This is a genomic window from Pirellulales bacterium, from assembly GCA_036267355.1.
Lineage (GTDB): Bacteria > Planctomycetota > Planctomycetia > Pirellulales > DATAWG01 > DATAWG01.
Genome location: DATAWG010000130.1, coordinates 41,114 through 55,804 on the forward strand (window position 1 = coordinate 41,114; position 14,691 = coordinate 55,804).

At 62.9% G+C, this 14,691-nt stretch carries 10 protein-coding genes; 5 read left to right on the forward strand and 5 right to left on the reverse strand.

The window, feature by feature from the left end; translation table 11 throughout:
• Positions 1-67 precede the first annotated feature (67 nt).
• The 5 genes from VHX65_20385 to VHX65_20405 all read left to right on the forward strand — a co-directional run bounded on the left by VHX65_20385 (position 68) and on the right by VHX65_20405 (position 9,271).
• Positions 68-2,503, forward strand: coding sequence for a hypothetical protein (locus VHX65_20385; protein ID HEX4000915.1), 2,436 nt, complete (start codon positions 68-70; stop codon positions 2,501-2,503).
• Between the two features lie 115 nt (positions 2,504-2,618).
• A complete protein-coding gene (locus tag VHX65_20390) occupies positions 2,619-6,320 on the forward strand; it encodes a hypothetical protein (GenBank protein ID HEX4000916.1) in 3,702 nt (1,233 codons plus the stop codon).
• Positions 6,317-7,213: a hypothetical protein gene (locus VHX65_20395; GenBank protein HEX4000917.1), complete on the forward strand. Its 897-nt coding sequence runs from the start codon at positions 6,317-6,319 to the stop codon at positions 7,211-7,213. The genes VHX65_20390 and VHX65_20395 overlap by 4 nt, the downstream gene beginning before the upstream one ends.
• Positions 7,214-7,263: 50 nt before the next feature.
• A complete protein-coding gene (locus VHX65_20400) occupies positions 7,264-8,373 on the forward strand; it encodes a prenyltransferase/squalene oxidase repeat-containing protein (protein HEX4000918.1) in 1,110 nt (369 codons plus the stop codon).
• Between the two features lie 334 nt (positions 8,374-8,707).
• A complete protein-coding gene (locus tag VHX65_20405; GenBank protein ID HEX4000919.1) occupies positions 8,708-9,271 on the forward strand; it encodes a hypothetical protein in 564 nt (187 codons plus the stop codon).
• A gap of 90 nt (positions 9,272-9,361) precedes the next feature.
• Here the strand turns inward: VHX65_20405 and VHX65_20410 are convergent, their stop codons facing one another.
• The 5 genes from VHX65_20410 to rplM form a co-directional block, all read right to left on the reverse strand.
• Entirely contained in the window at positions 9,362-10,399 is a 1,038-nt protein-coding gene (locus VHX65_20410; GenBank protein HEX4000920.1) for a peptidylprolyl isomerase, read from the reverse strand.
• 199 nt (positions 10,400-10,598) lie between these two features.
• Positions 10,599-11,876 carry a hypothetical protein gene (locus VHX65_20415; GenBank protein HEX4000921.1) on the reverse strand — a complete coding sequence of 426 codons (1,278 nt, stop codon included), beginning with the start codon at positions 11,874-11,876 and terminating at the stop codon, positions 10,599-10,601.
• 348 nt (positions 11,877-12,224) lie between these two features.
• Positions 12,225-13,319, reverse strand: a complete 1,095-nt coding sequence (gene serC, locus VHX65_20420; protein ID HEX4000922.1) for a 3-phosphoserine/phosphohydroxythreonine transaminase — start codon at positions 13,317-13,319, stop codon at positions 12,225-12,227.
• A 144-nt stretch (positions 13,320-13,463) separates the two neighbouring features.
• On the reverse strand, positions 13,464-13,841 hold the full coding sequence (gene rpsI, locus VHX65_20425; GenBank protein HEX4000923.1) for a 30S ribosomal protein S9: 378 nt from the start codon (positions 13,839-13,841) through the stop codon (positions 13,464-13,466).
• A gap of 270 nt (positions 13,842-14,111) precedes the next feature.
• Positions 14,112-14,552, reverse strand: coding sequence for a 50S ribosomal protein L13 (rplM, locus tag VHX65_20430; protein HEX4000924.1), 441 nt, complete (start codon positions 14,550-14,552; stop codon positions 14,112-14,114).
• Between the last annotated feature and the right edge of the window lie 139 nt (positions 14,553-14,691).

Sequence of the window (14,691 nt, forward strand, 5' to 3'; positions counted from 1 at the left end):
AACCGTCAATCTTAATTCGGCTCCGCCCTGCTCCTTCACTCGCCCCTCGCCCCTCACTCCTAAGCCCATGTCCGGCACGCTCCCAACTTGGCTCGAGCCCTACTTCGGCGTCGACAGCGGCGCGCGCGGAGAAGGCACGCTGTGGCGGCTCGGGCATTCTTGGCCGTGGCAGGCTTGGGTCACGCTGCTGGCCATCGCGGCGATGATCGCGCTGGTGGCGATCGTGTATGCGTTTGAAATCGGTCCGGCGGGCCGGTTTCGCCGCATCTTTTTGGCGGCGCTGCGGCTCTCGGCAATCGGCTTGGTGCTGCTGATGATTGGCCAGTGGGTGTTGGAAATGAATCCGACGCAGCTTCCTTACCTGGTCGTGCTGGTCGACGATTCTGAAAGCATGCGGATCGCCGATCACTACGACAAGGATTCGCTGCGCGCGGACATGGCTCGCCGAATCAAGGCCGCGGGGCTCGACGGCCTGACGCGGCTGAATCAGGCGAAAACGCTGCTGTTGGAAGACGACGCCGCGCTGCTGCGAACGCTCGATAGCCGCTACAAATTGCGGGTCTATTTCTGCTCCGAACTCGCTCGGCTTCAGCCGGGCAACGTCGGCCAACTTCGCGACGCGATCCGCCGGCTCGAACCGAACGGCAAGGCGACGCGCCTCGGCGATTGCCTGCGAACCGTCCTCGGCGATCAAGGCCTGAGCGGAGTCGCAGCCGTCGTGCTCATGACCGACGGCATCACGACCGACGGCCAGCGGCTAGTCGGGCAGGTGGCCGCCGGCGGAGATTCAAGCGCCGCCGATAGCCTCGCGGCCGAAGGGGGGGCCGCCGATCTCGCCCGGGCCAAAGGCGTCCCGATCTTCGCCGTCGGGCTGGGAAGCGAACAGCCGTTGCACGATCTGGAACTCTCCGACCTGCGGGTTTCCGATGTCGCATTTGTCGACGACATGCTCACATTCCGTTTCACGCTCATAGCGACGGGCTACGCCGGCAAGCAGGTCGAAGTGCGGCTGATGGACAAGAAATCGGGCGCCGTATTGGCCCGCCAAACCGTGACGCTCGCCGTCGACCACAAGCCGCAGGAGCTGACGCTGTCGCATCGGCCCGACAAGGTCGGCCAGTTCGACTATGTCGTCGAAGTCGATCGCCTGCCCGACGAAGTGCGCGACGACAACAATCAGCTCGAACGTCAAGTCACGGTTCGCAAGGCGCAGATTCGCGTCCTTTTAGTGCAGGCCTATCCGAACTACGAGTTTCGCTATTTGAAGAATCTTTTGGAGCGCGACAACACGATCGAGCTCCATTCGCTGCTGCAAGATGCCGACGTGGAATACGCGTCGGCCGACAAGTCGGCGCTTGCGGTGTTTCCGGTGCGGCGCGAGGATTTATTCAACTACGACGTGGTGATCTTCGGCGACGTGAATCCGGCCCTGTTGAGCGCGACCGCCCTAAGCAATCTCTCCGATTTCGTCGTGCAAAAAGGGGGCGGATTGGTGATGATCGCCGGGCCGGCCTACGATCCGCTCGCCTACCGCGGCACTCCGCTTGCGCCGCTGGTGCCGATCGATTTGAGCACCGCCGTGGCTCCCGATCCGCGCCGAGCGATCACCGATGGTTTCGTCATGCGGCCGACGACCGACGGCCTCAACGAGCCGAATATGCAGCTCGGCGACACGCCGGCCGATACCGTGCAAATCTGGCAAAAACTGCCGCCTCTCTACTGGCTGCTCGAAGCGCAACCGAAAGAATCAGCCGAGGTGTTGGCCGAGCATCCGACACGCCATGCGCCCGATGGCCGGCCGCTGCCGGTCATCCTCGAGCGTCGCGCGGGGGCGGGCATGGTGCTGTTCCACGCAACCGACGAAACATGGCGCTGGCGTTATCAGGTCGGCGATGTGTTCTTTGCGCGGTATTGGATTCAAACGATTCGCTATCTCAGCCGCACGAAACTACTGGGGAAAGATCAGGTAGCCCGGCTTACGACCAACCGCAAGCAATACGATCAGGGCGAGCCGGTCCGCTTGCGACTCGAATTCACCGACCCGCGGCAGTCGCCCGCCGATGGCCGCGATGTCACCGTGTTGCTGCGCCACTCCGATCAGGCCGAGCGGCAGTTGAAGCTGGCCCGCAGCCCGGCGAATCACGATCTCTTCCAAGCGACGCTCGACCCGTTGGCCGCCGGAAACTATCAAGCCGTGGTGGTCAATCCGGCACTCGCCGGCGAGCCGTCGGCCAGTTTTCATGTGCGCGTGTCGGAGGTCGAATTCGAGCGCACGCAGATGGATGCGGCGGAGCTGCAAGGAGCGGCCGACAAAACGAAGGGCCGCTTTTATACCTGGCAAACGGTCCACACGCTGCTCGATGATTTGCCAGCCGGCCGGCATGTGCCGATGAAGCCGACGGGCCCGCCGATGGAACTTTGGAACCGCTGGCCGGTCCTGCTGTTGCTGCTCATGGTGCTAGTCGCCGAATGGACGCTTCGAAAGCGAAGCGGAATGATATAATCGGGCGGGCAAATCACGAATGCCGAAGCTCGAATGTCTAATGAATGACGAAGCCCGAATGACGAACCGGCGTTCGTCTTCCTAATCCCTCACCCTCACCCTCACCCTTCCCCCGATGCATCCACTTCAGCAGCAGCTTGCCGCGGCTCGTCGGCGGATTCGCCGGCTGCTGCTGCTGTTTGGAGTTGCGCGGGTGGGGAGCGTCGTGATCGCGGCCGCGGCGCTGCTTGCTATTGCCGATTTCCTGCTTCGCTTCGACGATCGGGGAGTGCGCTGGATCTGCTTGCTGGCCTTGATCGCAACGGCGATTTGGGCCGTTGTGCGGTATCTGGTCCCGGCAATTCGCCAACCGCTTCGCGATGTGGTCGTGGCCGGTCGGATCGAACGCCGCTTTGCCGGTCTCGGGGATCAGCTTTCCAGCACGATCGAGTTTCTCCACCAGCGCGAAGACGATCCGCTCGCCGGCTCGGCCGAGTTGCGGCGTGCGGCGGTGGCCCAGGCCGAAGCCGAAATTGCGCCGCTCGATTGGCAAAGGGCCATCGATCGCCGACCGGCATTCCGGGCCGTGGCGGCGCTGTGCGCGGTCGCGATCGTGGCTGGAGCCGTGGGCGCCGCCAGCCCGGCCAACGCCCGGCTCGCGATCGCTCGGCTCTTCAATCCGCTCAGCGACGCGGTTTGGCCGTCGGCGAACGATCTTGCATTTACGCACCGCGTCGATCGGGTCGCATACGGCCAGCCGTTCGAAGTCGAGCTCAAAGATCGCAAAGGCAATTTGCCCGATGTGGTAAAAATCCAATACCGCATTCCACCCGCGGAAGGCATTGCTGGAACCGGCAGCGCCGCAGAACGAAGTGCCGCCGACGGCTCGCCGAAAATCGAAACCCACGCCATGCAGCGCATCGGCGACCTGATGGTGGCCCGGCGGGAGCGCGTCGATCGGCCGTTCGACTATCGGGCGGAAGGGGGCGACGATCGCCAAATGCCCTGGATTCACGTCGACGTGGTGCAGCCGCCGCGCATCGACTCGCTGGCCATCACGTTGCATCCGCCGCGCTATACAGGCTGGCCCGATCAGCCCGGCCAGCGGCGGATCGTCGCCCTCCGCGGCACGGCGGTCGGGATGTCGGGCCGCGCCAGTAAGCCGCTCGCATCCGCGACGCTGAATCTGCCGGGCGGACAGACCATCGCAGCCGAGATTTCTGGCGATGGATCGACGTTCGTCATCCCGCTCAAGCCATCGGGCAGGTTGGCCCGAAGCGAAAGCAGCGCGGCAGCCGGTTCGCCGCAGCCGTTCGTCGTGGATCGCTCGGGGCCGTATTGGTTCGAGCTGCGCGATCGGGAAGGGCTTGCCGGCGGTGATGCGGATCGCTGGGACATTCAGGCGGTCGTCGATGGGCCGCCGTCGGTGTCGATCAACGAACCGGCGGCAAATCTGTTGGTGACGCCCGGCGCAACGGTGAAAATAAAGGTCGCCGCGAAGGATGATTTGGCACTCCACGCCGTCGCGCTGATGTACACGCGCTCCGATCGGACCGACCTGGGACAAGTCGCGATGCCGGCCCTCTTCGCCGGGCCCGAACCCATACCACCGGCGACCGCGCCCGTGTCTGTCGGCATGCTGCCCGGCGACGGCCGCACGCTGGATTTCGCCTGGCAATTGGGCCCCTTGGGCTTGAAGCCGGGCACGAACGTGTTGCTCACCGCGACCGCCTCCGACTACGCCGCGCAAATCACCGCTAGTTCGCCGCGGCGCATTTCGATCATCACGGCCGACGATTTCGAAGATCATCTGTCGGCCCGCGAATCGGTGATTCTCGACGAATTAGCCCGGCTACTCAAACTCGAGCAATCGTCGCGCCAGGAAACGGCTGCGCTGGAAACACAGACGAGCAAGGTCGGCCGGCTGACCAAGGCCGACGTCGATCAACTTCGCGCCGAGGAATTGAACCAGCGGCAGATTCGCCGTGGACTGGTCGGTTCGGCGGAGGGCGTGCGGTCGTCGGTCGTTGCTCTGCTAGAAGAGCTGGCGAGCAATCACGTCGACAATTCGGTGTTGCAACGCCGCATGCAGGGGATCGCCGACGGCTTGGCGCGGCTCGATCAGAACGAGCTGCCGGCCGCCGAACAATCGCTTACCGCCGCGCTAAAGGACGCCGAAGACGCGCCCGAGCCCGCGCCGCTTCCCGTCGCTGGTCGTCGCTCGCTGGCCGATGCGGGCCGGTCGCAAGAATCGATCGCCGCGGCGCTCGAGGCGATGTTGGGGGATCTCGCCGAATGGAATAGCTTCCGCGGCTTGGGGCGGCAACTCGCTCAGCTTCGCCGTGATCAGGCCGATCTCGAAAAGGGCACCAAGGACATCGGCGCAACGACGCTGACCGACGACATCCACGATCTGAGCCCGCAGCAACAGGCCGATCTGAAGAAACTCGGTGATCGGCAGGCCGATCTGGCTCGGCAGTTGGACAAGCTGGTGTCACGAATGGAACAAGTCGGCGGACAATTGTCGAAAAGCGAGCCCTTGTCGGCTCAGTCGCTCGCCGACGCTCTCGACCTGGCCCGGCAAAAAACCCCAGGCAGCGAAATGCTCGGCGCGGCCGACAACGTGGCCCAGAATCGGCTTGGTAAAGCGCTCGCCCAACAGGCGGCTGCCGGCGCCACCATTGATGAAATGCTCGACATCCTGGCCAATCGCCGCGATCAAGAGCTTTCGCATCTCGTCGCGAAGCTTCGCGATGCCGAGCAGCAACTCGCTGGCCTGCGAAAGCAACAAGACGGATTGCGAAAGCGACTGAAAGAGTTGGCCGCCGATAGCGGGAAAATAGACGATTCGCACTCGGGCAATTCCGATCCGCGCAATTCCGGATCGAGCGGCGCGGCGCGAAAGGCCGAGCTGCAGCGATTGGCCCGGCAGCAGCACGATTTGCAAGAGCAGGCCGAGCGGCTGGTCCGCCAGCTCCAGCGTTTGCAAGCCCAGCGTGCCGCCGACGCCACCGCCCGGGCCGGCGGAGCGATGAAAAGCGCCGGGCAAGCGGCTGAACAGGGCGAGGCCGGCGAAGCGGGCGACAACGCCGCCGCGGCCCAAAAAGATCTCGACGACGCCCGACGGCAATTGGCCGAGGTCCGCCGCAAAGCAGAAACCGATCTTGCCCGGCAGCAGCTTGCCAAGCTCGACGATTCCTTGAAGGGATTGGTTGACATCCAGCAGCGCACGCTCGACGACACCATCCGATTGGAAAAGCTGCGCAATGCCGAAGGCGAGCTGACTCGCGCTCAAGCGCAATCGGTGCTCGATTTGGGCCGCCAGCAACAATCGCTGGCCGGCGAGACCGAGCAGTTGGCCGCGAAACTGGTCGGAGCAGAAGCGTTTCAGTATGTGCTGCAGGAATCTGCCGCGGAAATGACGCGCACGGCCGCCCGCCTTTCCGATCGCGACACGAGTGCCGCCACGCAGCAACTCGAGCAAGACGTGCTCGAGCGATTGCAGGAATTGATCGCGGCCATGAAGCAAGACCCGCCGCAGCCGAATCCACGGCCCGGCGGCAAGAATGGGCCCAACGGCGGCGGCGGAAAATCCGATAAGCAGCAAATCCGCTCCCTGGCCGAAGTTCGCCTGATCCGCTTGATGCAAGACGATTTGAATCGCCGCACCCGCCGGCTCGACGAAGCGGTCGGCGGCGGTCGAACGCCGACCGACGACCAGCGGCGAGAATTTGCCGCGCTGACGACCGAACAAGGCCGCCTGGCCGAACTCACGATCAAGTTGGTCGGCGACAGCAGCGACGATGCTCCGCCGAACAAGAAAGACGCGACGCCATGACCCGCACTGTCATCGCTTTTTGCTTTGCCGCTTGCTTTGCGGTCTGCCTCGCGCTTGCGGTTTCGCGCGTGGCCCAGGCCGCCGACCCGGCGTCTCCCTCGGAAAAACCGGCGGCAAGCAAGCCCGCTGCGGGTTCTCTCGACGACCAATTGCTTCAAGGTTTGGACAATAGTCTCGACGGCCAGTTGCTCGGCGACGAGGGCAAAAAGCCGATCGACAAACCGGCAAAACCTGCCGCCACACCGCCCGCCGATCAAAAACCGGCAGCCGGCAAGGCCGCCGATCAAGCCGCTCCGGCGAAGGAAAGACCATTGAAAAAACCGTCGCCGCTGCTCGATCCGCTGGACGAAGAATTGGAGAATTCGCTGTCGGCCGGCGAAGACATCGGTAGCCCCGGCGAAGACTCGAAGAATCCGCTGGCGCGAATCGTGGTGCACATGCGGCAAGTGCAGCAGCGGCTTGCCCAAAGCAAATCCGATGGACTTACGCAGCACGAGCAGCAGCGAATCTCCGATGAACTGAAGTCGCTGGTCGACCAACTTGCCGAGCAACAGCGACAGCAGCAATCGCAAGCCGACCCGTCGGCTTCGCAGCAATCGTCGCGCGGCAATCCGAAGGCCGGCAACGCCCAGGCCGGCAAGGCCCCGCCCGGCGATCCCAATAAAGAACCTTCACGGGATAGCTCGAATAAGGTGCGGCCTAACCACTCGGACCGGCCCGACCCGGCGGTGGCCCGCGAGGCGTTGGCCAAGGAACTTGATCGCTTGCATCTGCCGGCCAAGGACCGCGAGGAAATGCTGCAGGGCGCGCCTGATGAATTTCTACCCGGTCACGAAACATCGATCGAGGAATATTTCAAGCGGCTGGTGGAGCAAGAAGAAGAGAAGCCGTGAGGTAAAAGGCTATGAGGCGGCTTTGAGGCTTTGAGGTAGGAGGGGCGAGCATGATTACTGGCAGCGACAAGAGATCGGGGCATTCCGCAAGACGCAGGCGGTCGATCGGTCGCATTGTTCGCCGTGGCATCGTCGCGGCGATAGTTTGCGGCTTGGTCGCGGTGGGATTGCGAATTGCTCCGGCCCGCGATCCGGGAAGCGATACCGAAAAATCGGGCGCGGAAATGATCACGCCGCGAACGGTCGATGCGGCCCAAAAGGGGCTCGATTTTCTCGCCGCGCGGCAACACGACGACGGCGCTTTCGGCTCCGGCGGCTATGGCCGCAATGTGGCCGTGGTGGGCCTGGCCGGCATGGCGTTTATCGGCTCGGGGAGCACGCCAAGCCGCGGACCCTATGGCAAACAGGTCGATCGCTGTGTCGACTACATCCTTTCGCACGCCGAAGAGAGCGGCTTCATCGACGTTTCCTCGGCGTCGAGCCACGGCCCGATGTATGGGCATGGCTTCGCCACGATGTTTCTCGCCGAGTGTTATGGCATGACGCAGCGCACCGACCTCCGCGAAAAACTAACTCGCGCCGTCCAGCTCATCATCAACACGCAGAACAAGGAAGGGGGCTGGCGCTACCAGCCCACGCGCGATCAACTCGCCGACATCTCGGTTACGGTTTGCGAAGTGATGGCGCTGCGGGCCGCGCGGAATGCCGGTTTGCATGTGCCGAAAGACACCGTTGACCGGGCCGTGGCGTATATCAAGAAGAGCCAAAACGAAGACGGCGGCTTCATGTATATGCTCAGCGGCGGCGGGCCGAGCGCCTTCCCGCGCTCCGCGGCCGCGGTCGTGGCCCTCTACAGCGCGGGAATCTACGAGGGCCCGGAGCTCGAAAAGGGCCTGCAATACATCCTCCAATCGCCGCAGACCGACGACATTGTCCGCGAAGGGCATTATTTCTACGGCCACTACTATGCCGTGCAAGCCATGTGGCAAGCGGGGGGCGATTACTGGAAGCATTGGTTTCCCGCCATCCGCGATGCGCTCCTCAAGCGACAAAACGACGACGGCTCCTGGTCCGACCCCATCGGATCCGAATACGGCACGAGCATGGCGCTGATTATCTTGCAAATCCCGAACAACTACCTGCCGATCTTTCAACGCTAAGCTTTGCCTCAAAACTCGCCGCGCGGCACACGAGCCCGAAAGCATTAGCGAGGGAATCCTTGACAGACCGGACCTGCTCCGCGTTGCTTGAGCTGCGGGCTGGTGTTTTGAGACAAAGCTAAAAGCGGCGGCGGGCGATCAGCGCTTTCCGTGCGGCGGTCCATACGATAATCTGCTGATGGCCGCATGAAAAATCCGTTTCGTGGCGAGGCCCTCCCTCGCTAACGCTTCGGGCTAGTGTTCGATCGAGAATCGGGCATGGCAGCCCGAAGCGCCGGCGAGGGACGCGCGGCCATGTCGCAATCGGGCATCCGTCGTATTCGAGGCATATCACTTGGCGCAGCGCAAACCAGGCCGCAAGCCGCCGCGAGCAGCGGAACCACCACGGCCCTCGATCCAAGAAGTGCAATTGCGCCGCGCCGGCGACGCGGGCTGGGAACTCGCGCATCCGCGCTGCGCCCGCGAGCGCGACGACGACATGGCCGAGATTCGCGCGATGCTGGCGGCCGGTGAGCTCGAGATCGCCCGCGACGAACTGATTTGGCTGCTCGACGGATGCCACGCGTATATCGACGCTCATCGGCTGCTCGGCGAACTGGCGCTTGCGGACGAAGATCTGCCGCTTGCCCGAGGGCATTTCGGGGCGGCATTCACCGTCGGCCAGCGAGCGATTCGCCGGGCGGGCGATCCGCGGCCGGTGCCGTATGCCCTGCCGGGCAACCAAGCATTTCACGAGTCGGGCAAGGGGCTGGCGTGGTGCTTGTCGAAATTGGGCAAGACGGATTTGGCGGCCGAGGTCGTGGCGTTTCTGATAAGTTGTGATCCCTCCGATCCGCTTGCGCTGCGGCGCGTTCACACGGGCGACGGCGGCGGTTGCAACGAGGCGCCCGGGAAGTAACAACGCGCGAAACCGCAAGCGCGATTCGACAGCGTTCGGAGTTGGATGCTCGCTTGCGGTTTTGCGCGTCTGCGGTAGACGGAAATCTGCCTATTTCGGCACAACAACTTCCGTCGTGCCGGGCTTGAAATAGGGCGCCTTCCCCGTGAACCGCACGTCCACCGTGCCGCGCTCGCGGGCAACCAGTTGCCCGAACAAATGCTCGGCCAGGGCCGTTCGCACCGCGTCGCGCACGTCGGTCCACTTCTTGTCGCCGGGTTTTACATCGGTGACGCGGATCAAATGAATCCCGAACACCGTTGCCACCGGCTGGCTGATCTGGCCCTTTTCGAGTGCGAACGCCGTCCGGGCAAACGGTTCGACCATCTGGCCATGCCGCGGGATGAAGCCGAGATCGCCGCCGCGGTGCCGGCTGGGCCCGGCCGAATATTTTTCCGCTGCCGCCTCGAAGGTGATTTCGCCCGATTCGATCTGCTTGCGAATCTGCTCGGCTTCTTTGACGAGCGAAGCCACGGCCGAGTCGTCGCCGGCCACGGTGGGCCGCAGCAGAATATGGCTCACGCGCAGTTCCGTGCCGTCGAATTCGCGATGATGGGCATTGAAATAGGCTTCCAGCGTTTCGTCGGTCACTTGCTGCTTGAGATACTTTTGCCAGCTCAATCGCCAGCCGAGTTCGGCCCTCAGCATGGCTTCGCTTTGATGGCTGCGGGCGAGAAATTCCGGCAGCGTCTTCTTGGCGTGTTCGAGTTCGGATTTGAGGTGGGCCAGTTCCGCGTCGATTTCCTCGGGCGTGGCTCCCCAGTGGTTCTTTTCAAGATACTCCTCGACCAACTGGCGATCGACCAATTCCAACAACACGGCCGCTTTCACGCGCTCGGCCGATCCTTCCGATAACGTCCGGCCATGGGCTGCCGCCGCCTCGAGCTGATCGACTTGCCGCACGAAGATCGGCTTGCCGCCGACGGTCGCCGCGATTGCGCCCGTGTCGGACGACGGATCGCCGCGCTGCGCCGCAGGATTCGGCTTCGCCGGCGGATCCGCGGCTAAAAGCACCGTCGCCAGGATGCACCCGCCGATGCCCGAAAAGAAGACTCGACTCGTTCGGCCGCAAACCAATGAAAATCGCATGGGTGGACGTCGTTTCTTACCTGTGAACTACTCCGTAAGATACGGGTAATTTTTGGGACTTCTTCGAGTGTGCCACTGGCTCTGCCAGTGTCTTCGTTGCGGCGATGTCAACTCGCGGCTGACACTGGCAGAGCCAGTGGCACACGGGAGGGCGACTACTCTGCCGTAAGTGTGCTTTGCTGTTTGCGGCTCGGTCGCGCTAGGGAAGAGGAAGATTCTTGAACTGGAACGGCAGCGGCACGCTTGTAATCACGGCCGGAGTTTTGTAAACGAACGTCAGGCCGGCCGGACCGTCGGGCAGATCGAATTTGTAGGCGATGCCGATTTCGTTTTTTTCTTGCGAAGTGGTTTCAGAGCCGCCATTGGGGATTTTGCCCTTCGGACCGGTCAGATACGCCGCGTTGTTGTAGACCCACGCCCTGAACGACTCGAGCGCGTTCGCGGCGTTTTCGAATCGCACCCGCATCCGCACTTCCCACACATCTCCATCCTGGCGCACTTCGTCGACAAACACGGTGACCCCGGCTCGATGCTGCTCGAGTTTCTTGGCGTCTTTCAAGCCCGTGAATTCGAACGTTTCGATGCTGCCGGGCAAGAGGGCCCGCAGGTTTCCCTTGATCGAGGCGATCGATTTGGCCGATCGCGGCGGATCCACCAGCGGCAGTTGAAATTCGATGGCCGAGCCGGCTTGGTCGATGGATTGCTCGAGTTCGCCTTCAGGATTTTCGACGGCGATCGGCGAGCCGAGATCGTCGACGGCTTTCACGCCTGCCAGCGGAAGCTGCAGCATGATCGGCCGCAGCCGCGGCTCCCAGGCCACTTGCAAATCGAGCCGCAGCGAACCAGGACCGGTGGCGGTCAGATTTCGCTGGGCGATCAATTGCGTCGCTCCCACCCGCAGCGGACCGGCATAGCTCGCTCGATCCGCGCGCGGCAGCGCGCCGGGTTCGCGGGCCATGATTCCCAGTTCGTCGTTGCCAGCGTATGGATAGACCGTCAGCTTGGCTTGGTCGAGCGTTTGATCGAGGGCTTGCCAGAACGGCGTTTTGTCGAAGTCCACCGAGAGCTGAGGATCGTCGGCCTCCTGGCCCATCTGCGCCCGGACGTCTTTGAATTTGTTGCCGGTTTGCTTGGTGATCTCGGCGAGGATTTCCGACAGCGGGCGATTGGCGGCTTTGAGGGTTACGGTTGTCGCGGCCGTCGATTCTTCGGCGGCGCGGTGTTCAAGCTGGTCGCGAATCCGCCCAACGGCTTCGCGGCGCTGTGCTTCGGTGGCCGGCGATTTTTCGTCGTATTGCGGCAGCAGATCGAGAATTTTCGGGCCGAGGTTCAAGAGCTTAGCCTCGGCCTCAGAGCGGCGGCTCAATTGGGGCGCATCGAGTTGCAACACCCAATGCCTCACCTCGGCCTTCAATTCCGCCTGCGAGCCGTCCGCCCCAGCGGCCAGCGCGAGAATCATCAGCAAAGCAGATCCCATGGTCGCGCTCCGTAGGTCAGGCTTTCGAGCCTGACAGAATGGCCAAATCGTCGCGGAAAGCGCACGTTGGACCAAAACCCAATTCTAAGCCCCGCCGCCGCAGGCTGCCAGTTGTTCTCAGGCCAAGACGAAGACGTGCAAGACGAAGAGTTCTCACGCGGAGTCGCGGAGGAAGCGGAGGCATGACGCAGGCGGAAACGGCCCCGGTTGTGAATTGGCCTTGATGCTACGCGTCGCTCTTCGATTTTGTCGAAAAGCGCCTGTCCATGTTGTCGAGCGTCCGCTTTCTAAGCTGAATTCCTCCTTCTTCGTCTCCGCGTTCGCCGCGCCGCGGCGTGAGACAAATGCCTAACCGCTTTGCTTCGCGAAGTCGGCCATGAATTCGGCGAGCGTTTCGACGCCCGGCATCGGCATCGCGTTGTAGATCGATGCGCGGATGCCGCCGACGGAGCGATGGCCCTTCAGCTCGGTCAGTTCGAGCTTTGCCGCTTCCTTGACGAACGATTTTTCCAAGTCTTCGCTGGGCAGCCGGAACGTGATATTCATCTTCGAGCGGCAGTCCGTGCGGGCGTGGGGTCGATAAAAACCGCCGCTGGTGTCGATCGCATCGTAGAGCAGCTTGGCTTTGCGCTCGTTGTGAGCCGCCATCTGGTCGAGGCCGCCGATCGTGTCGCGAATCCAGCGGCCGACGAGCATCAACACATAAATAGCAAACGTGGGCGGAGTGTTGGGCCGCGAATCGTTCTTGGCGAAATTCGCGTAGTCGAGGCTTGCCGAAAGATTCTTGGGCACGCGCTCGAGCAAATCGTCGCGCACCACGACCGCCGTCACGCCCGAGATGCCGGCATTTTTTTGGGCACAGGCATAGATCAGACCGTATCGGGCGACGTCGATCGGTCGCGACAGAAAATCGGATGACGAATCGCAGACGAGCGCAACCGAGCCGGCGTCGGGCTGGCCGACGAATTGCACGCCCTGGATCGTCTCGTTCGACGTCATGTGGACATACGCAGCCTCGGGGCTCAATTTCAATTCGCCGAACTCTGGAAGATACGAATAGTTGTGTTCCTTGCCGTCCCAGACGACTCGCGTCGGCCCTTCCTTTTGGGCCTCCTTGAGGGCCGCGTTGCCCCAGGTGCCGGTGATGATGTATTCGGCCGTCTTGCCGGCGCCGCGGAGAAAATTCTGCGCGACGGTGGTGAATTGCAGATGGGCGCCGCCCTGCATGAACACGATGCGATAGTTCTCAGGCACGCCGAGCAGTTGCCGAAGGAGCGCCTGGGCCTCGGCCAGAATCGCGTCAAATGCAGCGCTGCGGTGGCTGATCTCGAGCACCGAAGCACCCATGCCGGGCAGCGACAGCATCTCGCTTTGGATTTGCTCCAACACGGGCAATGGCAGAACAGCCGGGCCGGGGGAGAAATTATAGACGCGCTTTGTCATGGCAAGTGGCTGGGGTGGGAGTGGATGCAACGGAAATTGCAGGCGCGGGCGGCGGGCAAACCCAGGGAAGGCTGGCAACGAACTTGCCCAGAGGCAATGCGGTTTGCCAGCCTTCCCTGGGCTTGGGGACGATTGCGTGCGAGTTTAACGCTTCGAGAACTGCGTTCCACGGCGGGCACCGCGGAGGCCGTAGTGCTTGCGCTCTTTCATGCGGCCATCGCGCGTTAGCATGCCAGAGTGGCGCAACAGTTCGTCGAGCGACGCATCGTATTTCCGCAAAGCACGGGCGATGCCATGTTTGCACGCGCCGGCCTGGCCGGCTGGACCGCCGCCGTTGACGCGAATAATCACGTCGACCGATTGCCGCCGATCGGCCTTCACCAGCGCTTCGAGCAATTGGCCGCGATCTTTTTCCGACGGGAAATAGCGTTCTAACTCACGGCCATTGACCGTGATCGTGCCATTGCCGGCGCGGAGCCGGACGCGGGCGACGGCGGTCTTGCGCCGCCCGGTGCCCAACACTTCTTCGTCATCGCCACGTGGCTTGCTACGCTCGGCGGCCGGCTTCGGCCGCTCCGGAGCGGCGTGCTCGGCGGCAGGCTTCACAGCTTCTGGAGCGTGGGCTGGCGGCTCGGCGGTGGCGGGGGCGATTGCATGTTCCGTTTCGGGCGTTGCGTCGCTGGACATTTCGTTGACCTTGCGTGGAATTGCGTTGCGTTTGGTTTAGAGTTTTTTGGCGGCGGTCGAGCCCGGGCGGCGGTTCGCGTCAGGCTGGAAGGCCTGACCTACCAATCACTTCGCCTTGATCTCCAGCGGCTCGGGCTGCTGGGCTTGGTGCGGATGCTTATCGCCGACATAGATTTTCAGCTTGTCGAGCATGTGGACCGCCAGTTTATTTTTCGGAAGCATGCGGCGCACGGCCTCGCGGAGGATCAATTCCGGACGGCGGGCAAGCCGCTTGCCGGCGGTTTCACGCCGCAAGCCGGGATAGCCGGTGTACCAGGTGTATTCCTTCTGATCCCATTTCTTGCCCGACAGGACCACCTTTTCCGCATTCAAAACGACGACGAAATCGCCGGTGTCGACATGCGGAGTGTAGGTCGGGCGATGCTTGCCCATCAGCACCATTGCCAACTGGCTCGCGAGCCGGCCGACCACTTTGCCGGAGCCATCGACCAGCCACCAATGCTGCTCGACCTCGCCCGGCTTGGCCATATACGTTTTCGTCGACATCGTGGTCATGATTCATCCGCCGCGGAACAGGGGGGTCGTGGGTTCAGGTGTTGTTGCGAATCGTGCAATATAACGAGCCCGCCCGGGGCCGACAAGCGGCAAAAAAAGGCTGTGCGGCTTTGAGAGACGAAGGACGCGG